The organism is Dolosigranulum pigrum ATCC 51524 (assembly GCF_000245815.1).
Taxonomy (GTDB): domain Bacteria; phylum Bacillota; class Bacilli; order Lactobacillales; family Carnobacteriaceae_A; genus Dolosigranulum; species Dolosigranulum pigrum.
On sequence record NZ_JH601103.1, the window covers coordinates 40,960 to 63,667 of the forward strand.

Sequence of the window (22,708 nt, forward strand, 5' to 3'; positions counted from 1 at the left end):
TATCAAAAAAGGCAACTACATTAACCAAACAGGATCAATGTAGTTGCCTTTTTCTAATATCATTCCTATATCACTTCAGTTGATCAATCATCGCTAGCAATTCATTCACTGCTTGTTGGAAGTGATTATTTTCGATCACATAATCTGTCTCTTGTGGTGGAGTTAGTTCGCCAATTTCACGACAGAAGGAAATACGCTCATTAATTTTTCGAGGACTATCTCCACGTTTAGCCATGCGACGAGCCATCTCTTCTTCAGAAATTGTAATAAAACATGTCACCGCTATATCCGGATACTGGCGACTCAAGGCATGAACTCCATTACGATCGAGTGATACATGGACAATATCATGGTGTGCTAAGGCCTCTTGCACTTCTGCCTTCGTTAAGCCATACATATGATTATTGTAAACCGTCTGTTCAACAAAATCATCCGCCTCAAGCTCAGAAGCTGCTCGAAAATAATAATCTTCGCCTTCTTGTTCGCCAGGGCGCTTAGACCGCGTTGTCGTAGTCACTAGCTTAGGATAGCCTGCCTTAGTCAACTCTGAGCCTAAAGATGTCTTGCCACTCCCGCTTGGCCCAACTAACACAATAATAAATTTGCCCACACTAATCCTCCTTGTATTACATAACGTTTTTCACTTCACAAAATTGACTTCTTTTAGTATAAAAAAGGCGAGCACAACGCCCGCCCTTCTTTATGTCCGTTTGAAACTTATTTAGCTTCAATTGTTCCGATTTGGTCACCGCGTTTGCTGTCACCTGTTGACGTTAAGTTGTAGTTTTCAACTTGATCCATGTTAGTGAAAACAACAATAACAGTATCTTCTTTGTCTGCTTCTTTCAATCCTGCTAAGTCAACTGTTGAAATTTTTGTCTCTGGTGTAACAGTATCGCCTTCTTTTACTAATGTGTCGAACGGTCCACCTTCTAATTCTACTGTATCAATCCCGATGTGGACAAGCACTTCGATACCATTCTCTAACTCTAAACCAACCGCGTGTTGCGTTGGGAAAACTGAAACAACTTTTCCAGTTCCTGGTGCATAAACATCGCCATCAGCAGGCTCCACACCGAATCCATCTCCCATCATTTTTTGAGAGAACACTGGATCATTCACGTTCTCAATAGCCACAACTTTTCCGTTAACTGGTGACACAATGGCTTGTGATTTATTTTGTTCTTGTTCTTTGTTCTTGTTTCCTTTAAAAAAATCAAATAATCCCATGCTTATCATCCTTCATTTTTTAGTTTGTCAATTTACAACTCATTCTAATAATAACACACTTTCACTGCGAATAGAAATAATTTACTCATAAATCTAAAATCTCTTGAGTCTATGCGGTAATTAGCGTAAACTAAGAGCGTGTAACTATTTATATTATAGAAATAGGAGTGTATTATGTTATGTTGTGGAATATTATAAAAGCCATTATCTTGGGCATTGTGCAAGGTATTACGGAGTGGTTGCCAATCAGTAGTACAGGGCACATGATTCTTGTTGATGAATTGATCCAAATGCAAGCAAGTGCCGCCTTTATGGAAATGTTCTTTGTTGTTATTCAACTCGCTAGTGTTTTGGCCGTCGTCTTACTCTACTGGAACGAACTGAATCCCGTCATCCGTACTCATTCGGGTTTCAGCATCGATCAAGACATTCTATCAATTTGGCCAAAAGTTATTGTAGGAGTGATCCCTGCTGGGGTGATTGGTTTTTTATTTGATGATTGGTTCACTGAGAACTTCTTCAATTGGTATACGGTTGCACTAGCTCTCATTATTTACGGTGTGCTATTTATTATTATCGAACATTACAATAAGAAGAGAACCTTTGATATCAAAACATGGGATGATCTCTCTTATCAAGTCGCCTTAATGATTGGCCTCTTCCAAGTCCTCGCGCTTGTTCCAGGAACTTCTCGATCCGGTGCAACCATTATCGGTGCTCTCTTAATTGGAACAGCTCGCCCGATTGCAGCTAAGTTCTCATTCTTCTTATCCATCCCCATTATGTTCGGTGCTAGTTTCTTAAAGCTCGTTCGCTTTGGCTTTAACTTCACTGGTGATGAATTGGTATTACTGCTAGCGGGGTGCTTATTCTCTTTTGTTGTCTCGGTTTTTGCAATCAAATTTTTAATGAACTATATCCGCAAAAATGATTTTAGTGCTTTTGGATGGTACCGTATTGTAATTGGATTGCTGGTCATTGGATATTTTGGCATCTTGGCCGCCTAATAAAGCGCCGTTAAAGATACATCTTAAGCCTTATGACATTTTAGCTAATCCATGATAAAATGAATGTGAGCATCGACACATAAAGAAGGAGGGATTTAAATGGAAGGAATTATATTAACATTTGTCTTTTTAGGGTTAGCACTTTTTGTTTTGACACCTAGGAAGACGATAGGGGCCACAATTTCCGCATTATCTTTCACCGGTTATTTCTATCTAGTCGGCGTTAATAGTTGGATTCCAGTTGCTTTATTTACTGTTGGTCTCCTGCTTATTGTGCTGGAAGTCTTTATTCCCGATTTTGGTTTGGTCGGTATTAGCGGTATTCTGTCTATTGTCTTAGGCTTATATTGGACCTTGGGCGACTTGACACAGACGATCCAAGACTTAAGTATCGCTATTGTCATCACGGCAGCCATGGTTGTTTATTTAATTCGGAGAGGCTATTCCTTGACGAACGTGAATAAGCTTGTCTTGCAGTCAACCGATCCTGGTAGCAAGGCAAATGATTCAGTCAAAAGTCCGGACCATCCGATTAAACCCGGCTTAAGAGGCATTGCTCAGACACCTTTGCGACCGAGTGGGAAAGTAACATTTGGTGAGAATAGCCCCTATTTCGATGTGATTAGTTCAGAAGGTCATATCTCACGGGGAACACCGATCGAAGTAGAGAAAGTCTCTGCCACGAAAATTGTGGTCCGGCGCCAACGTTCATTAACATTCTAATTTACGACATTTTAATTTACTGTTCAATAAACACGCTTAGAAAGGAAGACTTATTATGACACAAGGTTATGAAAATTTTATCGGTATCGGTATTGTTGCTGTTTTAATTGTTATTGTTGTCAGTGTATTCTTGCGCTTCGTTCCAATCGGTCTCTGGATTACCGCTTACTTCTCTGGAGTCAAGATTAATATCGGCACCTTGATTGGAATGCGCTTCAGACGCGTAAAACCGCATGACATTATTGAACCACTGATTAAGGCTACTAAAGCTGGATTAACCCTAAATATTGATGAACTGGAAGCACACTACTTAGCTGGTGGGAATGTCGATGATGTGATCGATGCCTTAATTGCTTCTCAACGTGCGGATATTGACCTCGGATTCGAAAAAGCAGCCGCTATTGACTTAGCGGGACGTAATGTCTTCGAAGCTGTCCAAGTATCCGTTACCCCAAAAGTTATCGTCACGCCAGATATATGTGCCGTTGCTAAAGATGGTATCGAAATTATTGCTAAAGCAAAAGTTACTGTCCGGGCCAATATCGAACGACTCGTCGGTGGTGCCGGTGAAGATACCATTATTGCCCGAGTTGGAGAAGGGATTGTCACAACGGTCGGTTCATCCGAGAAACATGCGACTGTTCTGGAAGATCCCGACTCAATTACCAAGACTGTTCTCTCAAAAGGACTCGACTCAGGAACCGCTTTTGAAATTCTGTCCATTGATATCGCTGACCTAGATGTTGGCCGTAATATCGGAGCCAAATTACAAACTGAACAGTCCACCGCTGACAAAAATATTGCTCAAGCAAAAGCAGAAGAACGTCGCTCCATGGCGATTGCTGAAGAACAAGAAATGCGTGCTGAAGTACAAAAACAACGCGCCAAAGTAGTGGAAGCAGAAGCTGAAGTTCCTCGCGCTATGGCAGAAGCCTTGCGTAATGGGAATTTAGGCGTCATGGATTACTACAAACTAGAAAACTTGAAATCAGACACCCAAATGCGTGAAGCTATTTCGAGTCAAGGAGAACCGATGCAAGCGGACACTGAGGAAGAGTGATAACAGATGGAAATCCTAATTATCTTACTCGGTCTTGGATTTGCTGTCTTCTCTGTCGCTATCCAAGGTTGGGGAAGTTCCCAGAAAAAATCAAAACCGTTATCGTCGAAAAATAGCAGACAAATATCCAGACGAAACCCATCAAAACAAGTATCTCGTTCACACCATAATCGAAAAAGTTTCTTAAATCAACTGCGCAGTGAACGGAATATGACAAATGCTGAACGAGCTACCGATTCAAACAGAGGGCAACAGAGACGAAACAGCTCTGTCCAGCAAGAAGCTGATCAAGAACACAGACGCACTTCTCGCATTAACCACCCAAATTCACAGGAATCTCGCTCAAGACAGAGTCACTCGACACACGAACGTCGTCAGCGGGCTAAACAGTTAAGTGCAACGGAGAAGACATCTAAAAAATCAATAATCCAAAAACAATCAACTAGACCGACTAATAGATCTACTCCATCGCTTAATCAACAAAACTTAAAACAGGCAGTTATTTATACCGAAATACTGAACAAACCAAAATCACTTCGTTAATGATAACTGTCTCCACTATAATCAAGGACCACCGACACTAACAATGCTGGTGGTCCTTGATTATTTAGCTTTTTCTTCCTTATATATAACTCCTTTTATGCAAGCGGATTCTCGGTACTATCATATGCTTATTACTTTCTAATATTTTAATAATGTACAATATTGTGTATAACAGGCAACTTAATCTTATTAAATTATTTTTGTACATTTATCTGTATTTTTGGTATTTTAAGAATCAATATGTATCCGGCTCTTTTATCAAGGCAGTTATAGGATGCACGACACTTTTTAGTTAGATATCAAGTACATCTCTAGAGAATCTTTTGCAGTTACAAATGACTTCTATTGTGAACTTAATGTTAAGTTTTTGGAAAAAATATCGTTTTCTTCAAAAAAGGTATTGCAATCATTGCGTAAGCGTAATACAATAGTTATGTAAGGTCAAAGTTAAGCACTAACCATTACTTCTGTGGAAAGGGAGTAACCCTGTAAATTGAGGATCTTTTTACATAGAAAGGGACGTTCTATATGATTAATTTGTACGTATCACCAAGTTGTACATCATGTCGTAAGGCAAAATCTTGGTTGGAAGAACATGACTTAGACTATGTTGAAAAAAATATCTATCATGATCCATTGACAAAAGATGAAATTAAGGAAATCCTGATGCTGACAGATGAAGGAACCGGCGAGATTATTTCATATCGTTCGCAAGCGTACCAAAATCTTGAAGTAGATATTGAGGACTTATCAATGAGTGAACTGCTTGATCTATTCACCGATCAGCCTAGCCTCATTCGTCGTCCGATTATTATGGATGATCGTCGTCTACAAATTGGTTACAACGAAGAAGAAATTCGTTGTTTCCTACCGCGTGAAGTTCGCGAATTAAAACTCGCTGAAATCAGACAGCAACTAATTGCTGATGACATCGCCTAAGATTTATGACCTTATTTCAACTTAAAAAGCGTGGTTTCTCACCACGCTTTTTTCTATGCAATTTATTTAGTTTCCTAAGTTTTCTAACCACTTCTGGGCAATAAAGCCATGTCCAGCCAAGGTTGGGTGCACACCATCTTCTTCTGTATAATAAGTCAGTCCATCACGCATGGCCACAGCATTGATTAACCCATCGAGCGGGATAAAATCCGTCTGATAATCCCGAGCTAACTTACGGATAATATTGATAATCGCATCCAACATCGGACGCCACTGATGACGATCTTTCTTATACGGCACCACATAGGGCTCCATCAGTACAACTCGCGCATCTGTTCGCTGGTATAACGTCTTTAGCAAGTAACGATATTGTTCCTCAAAACGGTCTAAATCTTCTTGCGTTTGGATGTTCCCTTCCCAAATATCATTAATCCCAATCAGAATAGAAATAACATCCGGATTCAATTCCAAACAGTCTCGCTCCCAACGATGCACAAGATCATCTAATGTATCTCCGCCAATTCCCCGATTATAAAACTGGAAATTCTTGGTCGGCTGATCTGTCAACAACTGAGCAGCCACCAAGTGAGGATAGCCTTGTCCTAACGCGCCTTCATCACTGCGGTTACGTCCAACATCCGTAATACTATCCCCAATAAACAACACCACATCATCCATCTTCAATCTCATCATGGCACCCCTTTCGCACTCTCATTATATCACGTCCATTCACCATTCATCAACCGACATTAATATACAAGAAAGAGACCAACACTTTAGTTCAAAATATCTAACCCAAACAAAAAACCCCCACCACTTAAGGCAGGGTTTTGTCGGCTTGTCGTTTAGATTAGTTTTGGATAACCTCAACTTTGTAGCCATCAGGATCTTTGATGAAGAAGTAACTTGTACTGTTGTTAGATAAAGCTTTCAGCTCAGTTACTTCATAACCTGTTTCGCTGTACTCTTTGTGAGTTGCTTCTAGGTCATCAACACCAATTGCGATATGGCCGTAACCATCACCAATTGTGTATGGTTCTTCCTTATCGTAGTTGTACGTCAACTCAAGTTCATAATCTGAACCTGGCACTTTCAAGTATACCAAGGTAAATTTATCTTCTGGGAAATCTCGTTTACGAGAAATCTCAAAACCAAGTACATCCTGGTAAAACTCAAGTGACTTATCTAAATCTTGTACACGATAGCACGTGTGTAAAAACTTAAAACTCATACAAATCTCCTCCTACTTACATTATACAAGTTTCCTATTTATTTGTCTACAGATGACACTTGACTCAGAAATATCCCGAAGTGTCTGGTCGCTTACACTTCTGTGACAACAAGAACGTTTACAAACTGCTTCCTGTTAGTCATTTATTCAAATCTCATTTTTATCAAAAAGGCTAGAGGCACGTCATCTAAATCCAGATCTACTTCTGTTAAATGCTCTACAGTTATTGACGTAACATCTGCATCATCCTTTAGATATCTAATGACTCCTAATAAATAACCATCGTCCCACTCAGCAACGCCATAGTCAAAAATGGCCGGCTGAACAGTTGTGTCTAACTCATTTAAATCATACGCATGATAAGTTGAATAGCTATCCGTGTCCACCTCAATACTATCAAGTGCATGATCTTCATATGTTAGGTGATTGAGTGCTAAATGGAGTGGATTATCCTTTTGTGGCTGGTCAGCTGTCATTTCAAATTCCTGAGCTACTTCTTTCAGTTGACCGTATTCAACACGCTCAATCCAAAAATAAAGAGTCGGCTGCTCTAAATTGATCTGTTGATAGGTGAATGTTGCTTCTTGACTGGTGCGCGTCGTCTCAGCCGATGACTCACTCTCATCTAATACCGCCACACTATTCTCATTGACATTGCCTGCCGAACACCCCATCAATATTAGCATCATTAACAACACCATGACCAAATATTTTTTCATTTAAACGCCTCCTTATTGAAAGTCCCCATTATCCCTGACTACATTTCAACTGATATATTTATTCTTTTAATATTGTTGATAATATTATACTCATTTATTATGAATGTCAATATAAATATTTGATTCTTTAATGAATGATAAAATGGTGGTAAAATTTATTGCAACTAAAATTGTCCATACGAACTGCGCTGACCGATTGCCACTGAGCTTCTCCTTTGTTTTTTGGTTTAATACCTTTATTATAAAGGATAACCTCATTTACATAAAACCAGTCCGTAAATTAGTGAATACAACAATATATCGGAAGAGAAATCCTTTTGTATAGGGATTTTCTCTTCCGATTATACATATATTATATTTTTAGGTTTGTTGTGATAATAAATTTATCCTATTAAAACCAGTCAATTTGACATTGCTTCTGTTATGTCAAAAGTTTACTTAACCTTTCTCCTTTTAATTCTTCAGATACCCATCTGATCAAGGCTGAATTCCCCTTGGACAGTTTATTGACTTGATTAATCCATTGCACTTCATTATTGGCTTTTCCTTTTAGAATTTCATTAGTCGTATCAGTCGCATAAAAGCTAGAGTTAATAATCCACCAGTTGCTATATATTCCTGCTCGATTTAAATCTTCTTGTAACCTTATCGCTTCATACACGGGCGTAGCTTCTGGCAAAGTAACAATTAGCACTTCTGTCAATGAGTCATCTTTCAATTTAGGCAATAACGATTTAACAGATTCTGGAACATCTCCTTGAGTACGTTCAATTTCAGTATTATAACTTTGTGTTGATTCTAGTAATAATAGTGTATGCCCAGTTGGAGCTGTATCAATAACCACTGTTTCTTCTTTCGAGCCTTCAACCACTTCCGCTAACGCTCGAAAAACAGCAATTTCTTGTGTACAAGGTGATCTTAAATCTTCCTTAATGTACTCAATATCATCATCACTCATCGTTTGTTTTGCTTTGCTTAATACATCTTCTTTATATTTCTCTAATTCTTCTTTTTCATCAATGCTACTTATCCGCACACCGTGGCTTTCTTCTAAGACATATTTCAAATGTGATGCTGGATCAGTTGTTGTTAGATGAACTTTTTGTCCTTTTTTGGCAAGCTCTTGTGCTATAGTCGCGGCTATTGTAGTTTTACCGACACCACCTTTGCCCATAGTAAAAATCACTTTTTTATTGGATTGATATAAGTCTTCGATCACATCACTGAGATTGGAACGATCGGCTACTTCTAGAGCTTCTTCTTTATCTTGGATCTGGTGCTCTTGAAATAATGCTCGAATACTTTCAATTCCTGTTATATTATATGGTCTCAAGGGGATTTGGTACGTATGAATTTCCTTAAGATGTGCAGGCCGTGCGTTTAATGCATGTTGTTGTTTATTATAAATAGCTGTCGAAAGTTCATCATCATGCTCTTGGAGTATCCCATTAATGATTAACTTCTGATTATTCACACCTATATCGTGTAATTCTAATGAGGCTCTCTCAGCTTCTTCCAACGCAGAGATCTCCGGTCGCGCCACTAAGATAAGTGTTGTTTTACTGTCATCAGCTAAATTATCTACCGCTTTTTTATACATTTCTTTTTTATCTTCAAGCCCTGCTAATTGTCCCAAACATGATGCACCGTGCGTACTTTCACTAATAAAATTAGTCCACGCTGATGGTAATTGTAACATTCTCAAAGTATGACCTGTTGGGGCTGTATCAAAGATAATGTGATCATATTTATCAGCAGTTTCCTTATCCGTAATAAATCCAGAAAATTCATTAAATGCCGCAATTTCTACTGTACATGATCCGGAAAGTTGCTCTTCCATACTTTGTAGAGCGACTTCGGGAAGTTTTCCTCTGTAAGGAGCTAGCACTTTCTCTTTATACTCTGCTGCTGCTTTTTCCGGTTCGAAATTTGCTACTTTTAAATGAGGAACTTCTTCTATAGAGACCCCTTTATTATTTAATTCTGTATCGAACACATCTTGTAAATTAGAGGCTGGATCCGTGCTGACCAACATAATTTTTTTGCCTTGATCTGCGAGTGCAACTGCCACGGCACAAGCAGTTGATGTTTTACCGACACCACCTTTTCCTGTGAAGAATAAATATTTAGTTAAATCAATATTATCTGCATTAAATGATTCAAACATATGACCTCACTCCTTTTAGCAACAATTACCTTTTCCACAACAACATTTTTTTGTTGATTGTTCTTTCGATGAATCCAGATATGCTTTAGGAATATCTAAAAATGAGCAAAATTCATCATTTGTAGGGTATTCTTTCTTCTTCACGACTTCTCCATCTACTGTTGTAATCGGCAGTGCCTCTGTTCCTTCACTGTCAATTATTTGGTTAATTAATTCATTCTCCACAAATGCTTTTGGATCATTGGCTAGATTATGTCTTTCAACTACTATATCTTTCTTTTTTAATTTATTGATTACTGTAGATACCCTCAGCAGATTTTCATCAACAGAAGGCCCACAAACCCCTGTAGAACAACACATAGCTGGATCAAATATAACCATTTTCTTCATTTTAGCCGACTTCCTTTCTTATTCTCTCAGTATTTTTTATAGTCATCCATGTATCTGTTTACATCTTTATCATACCACAAGTTTAATCCATTGTAAAAAAAGGCACAATATATGTCTTTTTACTAAGACAATTAATACTCAAAATACATAGCCTCATTCATTACGATTGGTTACTGAATTATAGGTAGTTCATGATTTCCTTACTAAAAAAATAAATAATTTCCATTTCCGCTTGACACCGTTTCCAGAATGCGGTATCATATAAATAGATGGATGGGACAAACAAGCTTTTTGTTTTTCTTTTCATTTATCATCTCCTTTCTACTTGAAGAAGCTCCCCAATTTGCGGGGAGCTTCTTTTATTTTCTCTATTTATTTTTTATGCTCTAACGCCGAGAGAAATCCTCGCATAGCGCGACATATGGCTCGTGCTCCATGCCGGTGAAAAAACCAGATCAATATTAACAAATTCAACAGGATCACAATCAAGCAGAGCAAAACGGACACCATTCATAATCTCATCAGCTAGCGGACAGCCCATTGATGTAAGCGTCATGGTTACTTTACAGTCCCCTTTTTTATTTAAATCAAGTTTGTAAATCAAGCCTAAATTCAACACATCAATACCTAACTCGGGATCAATAACTTGCGTGAGTTGTTGGTGTAAGACCTCTTGATGCGTTTGAGCTTCATTCAACAATTCAACATTTAAGTTTTCCATCATATCTGTGCACCTACCTTAATCTATATTGCGTTGTGGGATATCTAAGATGGCTGTGGCGATTTCTTCATTTGAGATATTGTAAATCAACGACTGATCAGTTAATTCTGTTATTTTTTCTCGAATCGCTTGTTCGTCTAAGCGTGTCCCAACAAGTTTCTGACAAAATTCTTCAATATCTTCACCTGAGAAAAAATCCCCTGTCAATTGCAATTCAGCAATACGTCCCGACTTGATATTGAGCGACACACTGAGCTTACCTCCCGCCAAATAATGCGTTGTTGTACGTGTAAATGTGGGGTTCCGCTTATATTTCGCTTCCCAACTGCGAAATAATTGATCCGCCAGTTCATTAATGCGAGCAATATCTGTTCTCGTTAAGTGATAGATTGTTGCTTCGTTACCCATCAATTCTTGGACCATATACTGCTTGAAGTCCATTGCTGTAAAGTCATTAGGCAAATACTCAGCAATATTCGTCACCCGATCGCGAATAGATTTGATGCTTTTTGAGATGATTTTGTGTTCATCCACCGTCGTACTGCGCACCATTTCCTCAATGTTTGTATCGAAGAGCAATGAGCCATGATGGACCGTAATCCCTTTTTCTTTGTACTGTGCATTGCCCGATATTTTTTTGTTCTCAATCATAATATCATTTCGGCCATTAAATTCAGCCGGAACACCCAATCGATTGAGTGCTACAATAACCGGTTGCGTGAAATCATCAAAGAATATCTCTCGCTTCGTCTGATAATGAATAAAAGTAAATTGCCAACTGCCCAAATCTGTATAAATAGTCCCCCCACCAGATGGACGCCGCACAATGTTAATATCGTGCTGTTTTGCATAGTTGACATCCACTTCTTCATAAATATTTTGATACTTCCCAACCATCAGCGTTGGCTCCGTCCGCCAAAAAACTAATAAGGGCTCATTCATTTGTTTTTCCGTTACAAAATAATGCTCTAAAGCAAAATTAAAATATACGTCATTAGAATCATTATTAATAAACAACATAGGCTAAGCCTGCTTTGCTTTAGCGTGTTCGAAGGCCTCCGCTGCTTTGTATGATGAACGAACGAGCGGTGCTGCTACGACATATTTAAATCCTTTTTCGCGGGCCATTTCTTCATATTCATTGAACTTCTCCGGTGTCACGTAGCGGGCCAACTTATGGTGCTCACTAGATGGTTGCAAGTATTGGTTAATCGTCAAAATATCACAACCCGTCGCTAAGATGTCATCCATCAAGTTAGAAATCTCTTCATCAGACTCACCTAGACCGACCATGAATCCAGTCTTCGTTAAGGTATTCGGTGAAATCTTCTTACTATTGCGTAAAACATTCAAGGACTGTTCATAATTACATTGTGGCTGGACTTTTCGGTACCATTCTTTTGGCATCTCCATGTTGTGGTTCAAGACATCGGGATCGGCTGCAAGAACGTCTTCCAATGCTTCATAAGAGCCGCGCAAGTCTGAGATCAAGACTTCGATTGTTGTCTCCGGATTGATCTCGCGGATTTGTCGAACAGTCTCAGCCATATGCGCTGCACCACCATCTTTAAGATCATCTCGTGCGACTTGCGTAACCACAGCATGCTCAAGCTTCATCTTACGAACTGCATCGGCCACTCGAATGGGCTCAAGTGGATCAAGCTGGCCCGGGCGAGCGGTCCGTTCAATATTACAAAACTTACAGCCACGGGTACATTTTTCTCCCATAATCATAAAGGTTGCGGTGTTATTGCCGAAACATTCCCCGATATTCGGACAATTTGCTTCCTCACAAACTGTCGTTAATCTGTTCTCTTCTAAAATATTAGAGACGTTTTTAATCGCACTCCCATTGTAAGACACGCGCAACCAATCAGGCTTTGACGATCGTGGTCCCGCCTCAGCGACAATTGCTCCAACGGGTACATCATCTCCTTCTTCGTAACGATGCTTCATCATCAAGCCATCCATCTCTGCCTCAATAATATTAACGACTTTATCTGTTTCAACTTCGTATAACGGATCGCCAGCTTCGAATACTTCACCTTCATCGACAACCCAAGCAACAAGTTTCCCCATTTCCATGTTGGGAAGTAATTTTGGCATCTTGATATGAATAGTCATAATTATAATCACTCCAATGTAGAATAGTTTTTATACCGATTTCTTGCCTATAATCTACCAAAAAATAATAACCATTACAATACAAAAGACAAAAAATTATCAATAAACCTAACATTTAATAAAATTCCATATAAAAAAGTATAATAAGATGTATTATAAAAACAATTTCGACTTTAAACATAGTGAGAACCCGTTATTCTCTCCATCACTCGTTACTATGTACTATCAAAAAAATTTAAAAAATACTTGTAAAATACTTTACATATTCATTGCGATGTAGTATACTATAAATAAGTTAGATGAGTTATTAAAAATTACATAGCGCTTCTACTGAAAAGAAGCACAAATCTGAGCAAGCGGTGAATAGGTGACTATTCATGCAGCCCGGCTACTAAACGTAGCAGCAGAGTGTTAAGGCACATCTGTGAGACAGTTAATTCTGTCCACAGGTGTGCCTTTTTTAGTACAGTAGCCTAAAAAGGAGGATCGTTTCACTAGCGCAATTTAGTCACTCATTATTCAAGTTATTTTTTACCAAAGGAGAGATTACAATGTTAAATTATTTAAAAACAAATCGTGAAGGACAATTTTTAGTCATAGGTATTCTATTAACAGTACTAGGATTCAACTTATCAATAATGGATTTAACGAGTAGTCGGTGGGCATTCTATGGTGCTATTGTATTTTTAGGCTTCTATGCAGCAAAAGAAGCGCTAGTTGAAACTTTTAAACATAAAGCCCCCAATGATGCTCTGCTGATGATTCTCTCAGCCTTAGGAGCCACCCTAATCCAATATGAATCAGAAGGCGCTGTATTACTTCTTATTTTTGCTGGTGCAGAAGTGTTAGAAGATTACGTAACAGATAAGGCAACTGACAGTATCTCTGAGTTGATGTCTAGCGTTCCTAATCAAGCTCATATTATGCGCGAGAACGGCAAGGTTGATCGTGTTCCCACTGATTCCTTAGCAATCGGTGACACAGTGATCGTTCAAAAAGGAGCTCAACTTCCGATCGATGGTACGATTGATCGCCAAGCTGTATTGAACGAATCCGCCCTCACTGGTGAATCTATTCCAGTAGAAAAATCTAGCGGTGATATGGTCTATGCCGGAACATTGAATGAAGGAGATGTCTTTTATCTAACAGTTACTCAGACAAGTAATGACACTATCTTCTCCAACATTATTCATATGGTCGAGCAAGCACAACAGCAACCCTCCAAAAAAGCTCGCTGGATTGATACATTTGAATCCTATTATGTCACAGGTGTTCTGATTGCAGTTCCTCTATTTATTATTGGATTATTTTTTCTGCAAGATCTCAGTTGGCAAGACGCCTTCTATCGTGGACTTGTTCTCTTAACAGTCGCCAGTCCTTGTGCCTTAGTTGCTTCTATCACTCCTGCCACACTCAGCGCTATTAGTAACGGCGCAAAGAACGGTATCCTCTTCAAAGGGGGTAAGGTTATGGAACGCTTCGGTGAATTGAAGACACTCTATACCGACAAAACTGGTACACTCACTCAAGGAGAATTCAGTGTCACTGATTATGAGTTAGCCGATGACTATCTTCCAACACTGGTCTATATGGAACAGCAATCGAGTCACCCTATCGCCCAAGCAATTGTTGCTCACTTCAAATCAGAGAAGATCGAATTGCCAACTGAATCAGCTCAAATCGAAGAAATTGCGGGAGCCGGCTTGAAAATGGGCAACATCACAGTCGGAAAACCTGATTTATTCAAACAGTCAACAGGAATTGAAACCGTCCAAGCAGCTATCGACAGTACAGATACGACCGTTATTATAGCTGAACGTGATCGCATCGTCGGTTATGTTAATTTAGCAGATAAAATTCGAGTTAGTTCTCGAGAGGCTGTTCAACAGTTCCAAGCAGCTGGCGTTGAAGTAGTCTTACTCACTGGTGACCAACAACGCGTAGCCGAAGCAGTCGCTACCGATATAGGTATTCCTAAAACCTATGCTGAATTGCTTCCAGAAGATAAAATGAATTTCATCCAATCCAGCCAGTCCAACAATGAAGTGGTTGGCATGATCGGTGATGGCATTAACGATGCTCCTGCCTTAGCTCACGCCGATATTGGAATCGCGATGGGCAGCGGTTCGCAAGCGGCCATGGAATCTGCTGATATTGTAATTGTTAAGAATGATCTACAAAAATTGTTCAATAGTTATCGCTTAAGTCAACGCCTAGATAAGATTATTAAGCAAAACCTTTTCTTTGCAATTGGTGTGATTATCACACTCATCACACTGAATATTTTAGGAGGGCTCGATTTACCGATGGGCGTTGTTTTTCATGAAGTATCGACTATTCTAGTCATCTTAAATGGTCTACGGCTCTTGCGAAACAGCTCTACAGCAGCTACCGAAGCTAACACATCACAACAGCATACCGCTGATCATCCCGAGACCATCATTTAATAAGCACGATTCTCTCGCTACACCGCTATGTATGTTATACTAGGTAGCAAATAGAAAGGTTGATAACTCATGACAAAAACATATAGTTTAATTACTGGAGCAAGCTCTGGTATCGGGCGTGATCTCGCATACAAACTAGCTAGTGAAGGACACAATGTTATCCTTGTGGCCCGCCGTGAACAACGGCTAAAAGAAATTGCTGCCGATATCGAAGAAAACTACCACGTAAGTGCCGAGTACCTCGTGCAGGATATTGGTGATGTGGCCCGCTTAGATGATTTTTATGAAAAAACAAAAGCATTCAACATTGATCTCTGGGTTAACAATGCCGGAATCAGTGTTTCCGGTGACTTCTTAGAGATAGATCCCAATGACATCTTAAAAATGTTAAAACTCAATACCGGGGCTCTAGCTAAGTTGTCAATTCTTTACTTGCAAGATTATGCGGATGAGCCTGTCCAACTCCTCAATGTCTCATCTGTGGCCGGCTATGCTTTAATGGAAAGTGCCCCACTCTATTCCGTGTCTAAGCACTTTGTCAGTACCTTAACTGAAAACTTAGCCCACGAATTAGCAAATAAAAACAAACCAGCTCGGGCTAAAGTACTTGCTCCTGCTGCAACTGAGACCGAATTTGTCGGCGTTGTTCGTGGTGATGCTGAAGCAGATGTTGATTACTCTGATGTCTTCGAACGCTACCACACCAGTGAACAGATGGCTGAATTCGCCTGGAAGTTGCTCGAATCCGATAAAGTGGTCGGAATCGTTGACTTAGATGATTTCGAATTCAAACTAACAGACCCTCAGTTCAAATATGCTGGCGGTAACTAAGCGGTTTAACTAACTGAAACACCAATAGCCAAGAAACGTCTATCTTACTAGCGTTTCTCGGCTATTTTTTTAATAAGTAATCAAAAAGAACCTCGAAAAAAGTTGATCACTCTTCCGGGGTTCGATGTGCAATGAGATATTGCAGTTTAATATGTAATGCGCATAAGAAGATTTGAACTTCCACGGGCACAAGGCCCACTACCCCCTCAAGGTAGCGCGTCTACCATTCCGCCATATGCGCTTCAATCACAATCATAATTATACCAATTTAGAGATTATTTGTCAACTTACTTACCCAAATTCTTGTAAAAGTTGTTCTTCATGCCGAAGTTTATTCGGATTGTGGTTCAGTAGCATCTTCTGGATGTCTCAACAGGTGCCGGTCTTCTTTGTGTTGCTGGATAACACGCTGATAATCTGGAATATGTTCATCGGGCAAGTTGAAGACAATCTCGCCTTCTCCTGTCACATAATATTCATTGCGCGCTAACTTAGCCACATACTGTTCATCGTTCAATTGTTTAATATAATATTGAAGATCTTCTTGATATCCTTTCACCAACTTAAGCTCATCGCTTGCTAGTTGACGTTCTTCACGTAAGTCATGAGCTTTCATGTAGTTATTAAGTGTTGGAACGGCTAGTATAGTTAGAAGTAACATCCCCACCCCAACGATTAGCATCATTCGCTTTTTCAAATAAGCCTTGCGCTTCTTTACAATTTGTTGACTCTGATGATAGGCACGCGTGTGTGAATTATTCAGCTGTGTAATATTTGATTCCTGATTCTGGTTCATTCGGTACCCATCCTTTTAATCATTGTATCTTACATCTATTACTTCTCACTTTCTATTATAGCAGTAAAACCCCGTTCTGCCAACCGATTTCACAACTTTATCATTGATTTTCTGTTAAATTAATTTTTTGTTCAATTGTATAATACAACTAAATAAGGAAATTAACCCCATCCTATTACACAGATAGAATGGGGAGCCACTTCTCAATTATTCATCTCTAAAGTCTCTTTCGTATGTTTCATCGATAACCGTATACAACTGTTGGGCTTCGGCTTTTTTCGTCGTATCCTGAATGTCATCAACTCGTACGAATAAAGTCTTATTCCCAAAACGAATCTCCAATTCATCTCCCACCGAGACGCGAGAAGAAGATTTAGCCATTTTTCCATTAATCAGAATTCGTTCTTGGTCAGCAATCTCTTTCGCTACAGTTCGTCGTTTAATAATTCGAGATACTTTCAAAAATTTGTCCAATCGCATAATTAATCGCCTCCCTTCTCTTGTGCTTTGATTTGTTGCCATAATATTTCAACTTCTTCTGCCGTTTTCGCTGTTGCATCGCCAAAGACATGTGGATGTCGGCGATACAGTTTGCGGTTAAGCGCAGCTAAGACATCCTCTAGTTGAAACTCACCTGCTAATTCCCCAATTCGAGCATGATACATAACTTGCATCAGCACATCGCCCAGTTCTTCGACCATATGATCCGTATCTCCAGACTCAATCGCTTCAATTAATTCCGCTGTTTCTTCTTTCAAGTACGGAATCAGGCTCTGATTGGTTTGATCGATAATCCATGGATCGCCTTCTGCTGAAATAATCTCATCAATATAATGAGCTAGCAAGCCAAAAGAATTCACTTGCTCATGACGTTCAACTGGTGGGACATATACCGAGCGTAAGTTATAGGTGCCGTCGAAGTGATCCAATTCATGAAGCGGTACTTCTTGAATCTGCTGCTGATCTGTCCCCGCTGCATCCACGATAAAAACTGAATGTTCCCATGGGTATTGTTCCATTAAGGTCAACTTCACATCACCCGCCATCAAGGAATTAAACACTTGCATAATAATCAGATGCTGATTTAGATTCAGTTGATCGCTCGCTAAGTCAAAACTATCGACTAGCTGGAAACCATCAATCGGATCGACTTCAACTGCTTGGAACATATCATCTAAAAAGCTACTCCCGCCAAGCACCGTGACATTGGCTGAACTTTCCCGAAGTAAAACCGTTGTGCGTTCTGCCACAGCGGGATGCCCCGGTACCGCATAGAGTACCGGTTGTTGCTCTGCTAATTGCAATAATTCATCAACAATGGCTTGATACACTTGCTCGAAGTCATCGCTGCAAGCTTCATATACATGATCAAAACTTTTAATCTCAATACCTTCTGCTGCTAGCTGCGCAACAACCGGATGATCTTTCGTCCGGACCACAAGTCGCTGGGCAGACATAATTCTGCGATAAATCCCTAGTGGCAATTGATCAATTGTTCCAGCGCCAAGTCCAATAATATCGATTGGATAAGTCATCTTATGCCTCCTTCTCGGCTGATTCTCGTAAATTAGCTAACGCTTCAGTAAAGATTAGCAAATTATTTAACCAGTCTTCTTTTGTCGTTCGTTTGGTTAATTTAAAGGTCAGCTGCCATTGATCTTCAGTTTTCATATCCGAACGTAACGTCGTATCACCAAGCGCCTTAAACAACCATTCCACTGATAATTGCTGACTAGCTTCTGTTGAAAAATCAATCTGGATCGTCTTATCCTGACGTGCAATTTTTTCTATTAACGCACGTTCACCGAAGTATTTAATTAACCCGATTTGGAGTAAATCAGCTACTTGTTGGTCGTATTCTCCAAATCGATCAATGAGTTCCTCTTGTAATTCACGGTACTCTTCACGACCGGTAAGCGAGCGAATTCGTTTATAGAGTTCAATTTTTTGACGTTCATCTTGAATATAATCTGACGGCAAGTAGGCATTAATGGCAACATCAATTTCAAGTGTTGTTTTCTTCAACTTCCCATTATTCTGCTTGCGTTCAACAGCTTCTTCCAACATCTGTGAATACAAATCAAATCCAACCGCATCGATAAAGCCGTGTTGTTGCTTGCCTAGAAGGTTACCGGCCCCACGAATCGCTAAGTCACGCATCGCAATCTTAAACCCTGAACCTAACTCCGTAAAATCTTTAATCGCTTGTAGACGGCTTTCACTCACTTCGGTAAGAACTTTTCCGGGCTGGTGCATAAAGTAAGCATAGGCCACACGACTACTACGCCCTACCCGTCCACGTAATTGATACAGTTGCGACAAGCCCATATGATCCGCATCTTCGACAATTAATGTATTCACATTCGGCATGTCAACACCGGTCTCGATAATCGTTGTCGTCACGATCACATCATATTCGCCAGATAAAAATTCAAACAAACGATTCTCCAATTCTGTCTCCGTCATCTGACCATGAATGCAACTAATCCGGGCATCTGGCACTAATTCTTGCAATTCAAACATACGGCGTTCAATAGTCTTCACCCGATTATGCAAGAAGAAAATCTGACCCCCACGAGCCATTTCGCGCTCAATCGCCTCCCGAATAACGATACTATTCATTTCCATCACATAAGTTTGGACTGGATAACGATTGGCTGGAGGGGTCTCAATTACAGACAGATCTCGCACCCCAAGCATCGACATATGCAACGTCCGAGGAATCGGAGTCGCTGTCAGTGTCAAGACATCGACTTGTGTTTTCATATCTTTTAGACGTTCTTTATGCTTCACCCCGAAGCGCTGTTCTTCATCCACCACCAGCAGACCCAAATCTTGAAACACAATATCTTTCGACAACAAGCGGTGTGTCCCTACTACAACATCCAGCTGGCCTTTTTTCAACTGTGAGATCGTTTCTTTGACTTCTTTTTGGGTTTTGAATCGGCTTAAAATACCAATCTCTACTGGGAAATCGACAAAACGTTCGATCATCGTCTCATAATGTTGCTGAGCGAGAACCGTTGTCGGCACGAGGAAAGCAGCTTGTTTTCCTTCTTGAACCACTTTGAAAATAGCACGTAAAGCCACTTCTGTCTTCCCATAACCAACATCACCAACTAATAAGCGGTCCATCGGTTTTGCTTCTTGTAAGTCTTCTTTTATTTCTTTAGCTGACCGTAATTGATCATCTGTTTCACTATAAGGAAAAGCGGCTTCGAATTCTTTTTGATAAGCATTATCAGCAGGATAGGCATAACCTTTTTGGCGTTCACGTTCTGCATAAAGCTCGATTAAATCATCAGCAATATCTTCCACTTGAGAGCCAACTTTTCGCTTCGTCTTCTCCCAAGAGGTGCCTCCTAATTTATTGATTTTCGGTGTATGCCCTTCTGAAGCAACATATTTTTGTAATAAATTAAGCTGAGTGACGGGAATGAACAGCTTCGAGTTGTTCTTATACATCACGGAAAGATAATCTTGGTTCACACCACCGATTTCCATGGTCTCCATTCCCACATATTCACCAATACCATGATGAACATGCACCACATAATCCCCTGGTGACAGTTCATTATAATTCTTCAATCGTTCCGCATTCGATAGCTTCGTCTGACGCGTGCGACGTTTCGGTATTTTATTAAAGAGATCTTGTTCCGTCAGTACAACCAGTTTATCATCAATCAATTCAAATCCTTCTCGAACCGTATGAGCAACAACTTGAATGCTCCCCGTCTGAATCTGATCAATCGTACTAATCACCGCATCTATCTCAAAGTCCTGTAATGTCCGATGAATTTCACCTTGGCGCTCTTCGTCACTTCCCATCACAATAACAGTCGTATCTTTCTTCTGCCAACCTGTCATTTCTGTCTGGATTAACTTCATCTGACCGAAGAACTTCTGCGCTTGTCGCGAATGAATATGATGAATACTATCGAACGTCACACTCCCCATCCCTTTACGGAAAAGAGAAAAATAAAGCATCGGAAGCGAGGTAGCCGCTAGAATATCCTTAGCTGACTGTGAAAAGACTTGTCCCGGAAGCAATCGCCCACCTTGCAGTTCTCCAGTAACCCATTCTGCCTCTTCTGTATCTAGCTGGGCATTATTTTCTCGCACACGCGGATATTCATCCACCAACAGAATGGCTTCTCCGTGCACATAATCAAGGACACTTGTTTTGTCTGGATACAATAGATCCGGAAACTTAATATACTCACGATTCTGCTCCCCAGCCTCCAAGGAATCTTGAACCGATTCAAAAGACTGTCTCAGACGTTGAATTTTTTCATCACTATCGGCCTTCTCTAACGCCTTCTGATAAGCTACCTTGAAACGATCAGCAGCTTGCTCGGCATATTGAGGCAGTAACATATAATCTCGTGCCGGTAAAATAGTCATCTCGGCTAAATTAGCAATCGACCGTTGCGTATCTGCATCGAAGGAGCGCAGTGAATCAACTTCTGAGCCAAACAGCTCCACTCGAATCGGGTGAGCCTCCGTAATCGGATAAATATCAATAATCCCACCGCGTACACTAAACTCGCCGGGCTTTGTCACTTTTTGTTCCTTCACATATCCCATATCAACCAAATGACTCGTCAGCTGTTTAAGTTCAACCTCTTCACCTAACGCTACACTAAACAACAACGATTGAAATGCCTCCACTGGGGGAAGCAACTTACGCAACCCCGCCAGTGGAATAATCGCAATCCCCGGTCTATCGGACGATAAAAATTCCAAAGTGCGAATACGCTCAGCCTGCGCTTCTGGAGAACTCACTGCCAACTCTGCATGTAATACATCATTCGTCTCAAATACATAAAGATCCTCTTCCGCCACCATTCCAGCTAAATCAGTCGCTAATTGACCAGCATGGTAAGTATTTTCTGTTACCCAGATGATTTTCTGAGGTTGTTTTTGGTACATTGCTTGAGATAATAAGCCTCGTGTTGAGCGCACCATCCCTGTTAGAAGATGGGATGTATTTGGTTGTAAAGCACGTAATACCTCTTGCACAGACGGCTGAGATAATAATCGATCGGTTAATGATGACACAATAATCTCCCTCTCTTACGGCAGTCTTTTCTGAATCGACCGCCCACTCTTAATTAAACTTGCTCATCGTCTCAGGGAATGGATGCCCCTCTGCCCAAAAACGCGTGGCATCCACCGCTGAACGGACAGCCACTAACATATCATCATGTGTTTCTTTCGGAAACGTACTCATCACATGCGATATCACTGTTTGCTCAGCATAAGGACGCCCAATCCCAATCTTAATCCGATTGAATGTCTTCGAACTTAAATAATTAATAATGCTCTTAATTCCGTTATGACCCCCAGAACCACCCGCTTCACGCAAGCGAACCTTGCCGACCGGTAAATCTAAATCATCATAAATAACCAAGACATCATCCGTCGATAAATCATAGTAATCTAACCACGGTCGGACGGAGCGCCCCGAATTATTCATAAATGTTTGCGGTTTAATCAGAATGACTTTTTCTGTTCCAATCCGCGCTTCACCATACGTCGATTCAAATTTACTTTTATTCAACGTAATGCCAAGCTGATGCGCTAATTCATCAATTGTAATAAATCCAATATTATGCTTTGTTCCCTCATATTTTTTGCCAGGATTACCTAGCCCAATAATTAATTTCATCTTGATCTCCTTTATTCTTATCAGACACGTGAAAAAACCGGGGATACACGCTCCCCAGTTATCGTCACCGCTTATTATAACATATAAGTTCTACCCGTGCGACTTTTTG

At 40.1% G+C, this 22,708-nt stretch carries 22 protein-coding genes, 1 tRNA gene and 1 riboswitch; of the genes, 7 read left to right on the forward strand and 16 right to left on the reverse strand.

Features of this window, described 5'->3' with window-relative positions; genetic code table 11:
• Positions 1-70: 70 nt before the first annotated feature.
• Positions 71-610, reverse strand: coding sequence for a guanylate kinase (locus tag HMPREF9703_RS00165; protein WP_004634544.1), 540 nt, complete (start codon positions 608-610; stop codon positions 71-73).
• A 107-nt stretch (positions 611-717) separates the two neighbouring features.
• Positions 718-1,230, reverse strand: a complete 513-nt coding sequence (locus HMPREF9703_RS00170) for a PTS sugar transporter subunit IIA (protein ID WP_004634546.1) — start codon at positions 1,228-1,230, stop codon at positions 718-720.
• A gap of 179 nt (positions 1,231-1,409) precedes the next feature.
• Between HMPREF9703_RS00170 and HMPREF9703_RS00175 the strand changes: the two genes are divergently transcribed.
• The 5 genes from HMPREF9703_RS00175 (at position 1,410) to spxA (ending at position 5,502) form a co-directional block, all read left to right on the forward strand.
• Positions 1,410-2,237: an undecaprenyl-diphosphate phosphatase gene (locus HMPREF9703_RS00175; RefSeq protein ID WP_004634547.1), complete on the forward strand. Its 828-nt coding sequence runs from the start codon at positions 1,410-1,412 to the stop codon at positions 2,235-2,237.
• Between the two features lie 99 nt (positions 2,238-2,336).
• Positions 2,337-2,960 (forward strand): NfeD family protein, encoded by a 624-nt coding sequence (locus HMPREF9703_RS00180; protein ID WP_004634549.1) that lies wholly within the window; start codon positions 2,337-2,339, stop codon positions 2,958-2,960.
• 55 nt (positions 2,961-3,015) lie between these two features.
• Positions 3,016-4,020, forward strand: coding sequence for a flotillin-like protein FloA (gene floA, locus HMPREF9703_RS00185; RefSeq protein ID WP_004634551.1), 1,005 nt, complete (start codon positions 3,016-3,018; stop codon positions 4,018-4,020).
• Positions 4,021-4,026: 6 nt separating this feature from the next.
• Positions 4,027-4,563: a splicing factor U2AF large subunit gene (locus HMPREF9703_RS00190; protein WP_004634553.1), complete on the forward strand. Its 537-nt coding sequence runs from the start codon at positions 4,027-4,029 to the stop codon at positions 4,561-4,563.
• Between the two features lie 528 nt (positions 4,564-5,091).
• Positions 5,092-5,502 (forward strand): transcriptional regulator SpxA, encoded by a 411-nt coding sequence (gene spxA, locus HMPREF9703_RS00195; RefSeq protein WP_004634555.1) that lies wholly within the window; start codon positions 5,092-5,094, stop codon positions 5,500-5,502.
• Between the two features lie 66 nt (positions 5,503-5,568).
• Here spxA and HMPREF9703_RS00200 read toward each other — a convergent pair whose 3' ends face one another.
• The 8 genes from HMPREF9703_RS00200 to lipA form a co-directional block, all read right to left on the reverse strand.
• The gene (locus tag HMPREF9703_RS00200) at positions 5,569-6,192 is read right to left on the reverse strand and encodes an SGNH/GDSL hydrolase family protein (protein WP_256998273.1); all 624 of its coding nucleotides are present in this window, start codon (positions 6,190-6,192) and stop codon (positions 5,569-5,571) included.
• Positions 6,193-6,352: 160 nt separating this feature from the next.
• Complete coding sequence (gloA, locus tag HMPREF9703_RS00205; protein WP_004634559.1) at positions 6,353-6,733, reverse strand: lactoylglutathione lyase; 381 nt, start codon at positions 6,731-6,733, stop codon at positions 6,353-6,355.
• A gap of 143 nt (positions 6,734-6,876) precedes the next feature.
• A complete protein-coding gene (locus tag HMPREF9703_RS00210; protein WP_004634561.1) occupies positions 6,877-7,452 on the reverse strand; it encodes a hypothetical protein in 576 nt (191 codons plus the stop codon).
• A gap of 421 nt (positions 7,453-7,873) precedes the next feature.
• Complete coding sequence (arsA, locus tag HMPREF9703_RS00215) at positions 7,874-9,619, reverse strand: arsenical pump-driving ATPase (protein ID WP_004634564.1); 1,746 nt, start codon at positions 9,617-9,619, stop codon at positions 7,874-7,876.
• Positions 9,620-9,634: 15 nt separating this feature from the next.
• Positions 9,635-10,009, reverse strand: coding sequence for an arsenite efflux transporter metallochaperone ArsD (gene arsD, locus HMPREF9703_RS00220; RefSeq protein ID WP_004634566.1), 375 nt, complete (start codon positions 10,007-10,009; stop codon positions 9,635-9,637).
• Between the two features lie 379 nt (positions 10,010-10,388).
• The gene (locus tag HMPREF9703_RS00225; RefSeq protein WP_004634568.1) at positions 10,389-10,733 is read right to left on the reverse strand and encodes a metal-sulfur cluster assembly factor; all 345 of its coding nucleotides are present in this window, start codon (positions 10,731-10,733) and stop codon (positions 10,389-10,391) included.
• 15 nt (positions 10,734-10,748) lie between these two features.
• Positions 10,749-11,750 carry a lipoate--protein ligase gene (lplA, locus tag HMPREF9703_RS00230; RefSeq protein ID WP_004634570.1) on the reverse strand — a complete coding sequence of 334 codons (1,002 nt, stop codon included), beginning with the start codon at positions 11,748-11,750 and terminating at the stop codon, positions 10,749-10,751.
• 3 nt (positions 11,751-11,753) lie between these two features.
• A complete protein-coding gene (gene lipA / locus HMPREF9703_RS00235) occupies positions 11,754-12,854 on the reverse strand; it encodes a lipoyl synthase (RefSeq protein WP_004634572.1) in 1,101 nt (366 codons plus the stop codon).
• A 337-nt stretch (positions 12,855-13,191) separates the two neighbouring features.
• Positions 13,192-13,289, forward strand: a riboswitch (NiCo riboswitch).
• Positions 13,290-13,405: 116 nt separating this feature from the next.
• Between lipA and HMPREF9703_RS00240 the strand changes: the two genes are divergently transcribed.
• Together HMPREF9703_RS00240 and HMPREF9703_RS00245 are read left to right on the forward strand one after the other, a co-directional pair.
• Positions 13,406-15,301 (forward strand): heavy metal translocating P-type ATPase, encoded by a 1,896-nt coding sequence (locus tag HMPREF9703_RS00240; protein WP_004634574.1) that lies wholly within the window; start codon positions 13,406-13,408, stop codon positions 15,299-15,301.
• Between the two features lie 69 nt (positions 15,302-15,370).
• Positions 15,371-16,132, forward strand: a complete 762-nt coding sequence (locus tag HMPREF9703_RS00245) for an SDR family NAD(P)-dependent oxidoreductase (RefSeq protein ID WP_004634576.1) — start codon at positions 15,371-15,373, stop codon at positions 16,130-16,132.
• Positions 16,133-16,289: 157 nt separating this feature from the next.
• Here HMPREF9703_RS00245 and HMPREF9703_RS00250 read toward each other — a convergent pair.
• From HMPREF9703_RS00250 to pth, 6 genes are all read right to left on the reverse strand, one after another.
• Positions 16,290-16,373: transfer RNA gene (locus HMPREF9703_RS00250), tRNA-Leu, on the reverse strand.
• A 90-nt stretch (positions 16,374-16,463) separates the two neighbouring features.
• Positions 16,464-16,928 carry an FtsB family cell division protein gene (locus HMPREF9703_RS00255; protein ID WP_004634578.1) on the reverse strand — a complete coding sequence of 155 codons (465 nt, stop codon included), beginning with the start codon at positions 16,926-16,928 and terminating at the stop codon, positions 16,464-16,466.
• Between the two features lie 207 nt (positions 16,929-17,135).
• Positions 17,136-17,408 (reverse strand): RNA-binding S4 domain-containing protein, encoded by a 273-nt coding sequence (locus tag HMPREF9703_RS00260; RefSeq protein ID WP_004634579.1) that lies wholly within the window; start codon positions 17,406-17,408, stop codon positions 17,136-17,138.
• Positions 17,409-17,410: 2 nt separating this feature from the next.
• Positions 17,411-18,463, reverse strand: coding sequence for a MazG nucleotide pyrophosphohydrolase domain-containing protein (locus HMPREF9703_RS00265; RefSeq protein WP_004634581.1), 1,053 nt, complete (start codon positions 18,461-18,463; stop codon positions 17,411-17,413).
• A 1-nt stretch (position 18,464) separates the two neighbouring features.
• Positions 18,465-21,989: a transcription-repair coupling factor gene (mfd, locus tag HMPREF9703_RS00270; protein WP_004634583.1), complete on the reverse strand. Its 3,525-nt coding sequence runs from the start codon at positions 21,987-21,989 to the stop codon at positions 18,465-18,467.
• A gap of 49 nt (positions 21,990-22,038) precedes the next feature.
• Positions 22,039-22,599 carry an aminoacyl-tRNA hydrolase gene (gene pth / locus HMPREF9703_RS00275; RefSeq protein ID WP_004634586.1) on the reverse strand — a complete coding sequence of 187 codons (561 nt, stop codon included), beginning with the start codon at positions 22,597-22,599 and terminating at the stop codon, positions 22,039-22,041.
• Positions 22,600-22,708: the final 109 nt, after the last annotated feature.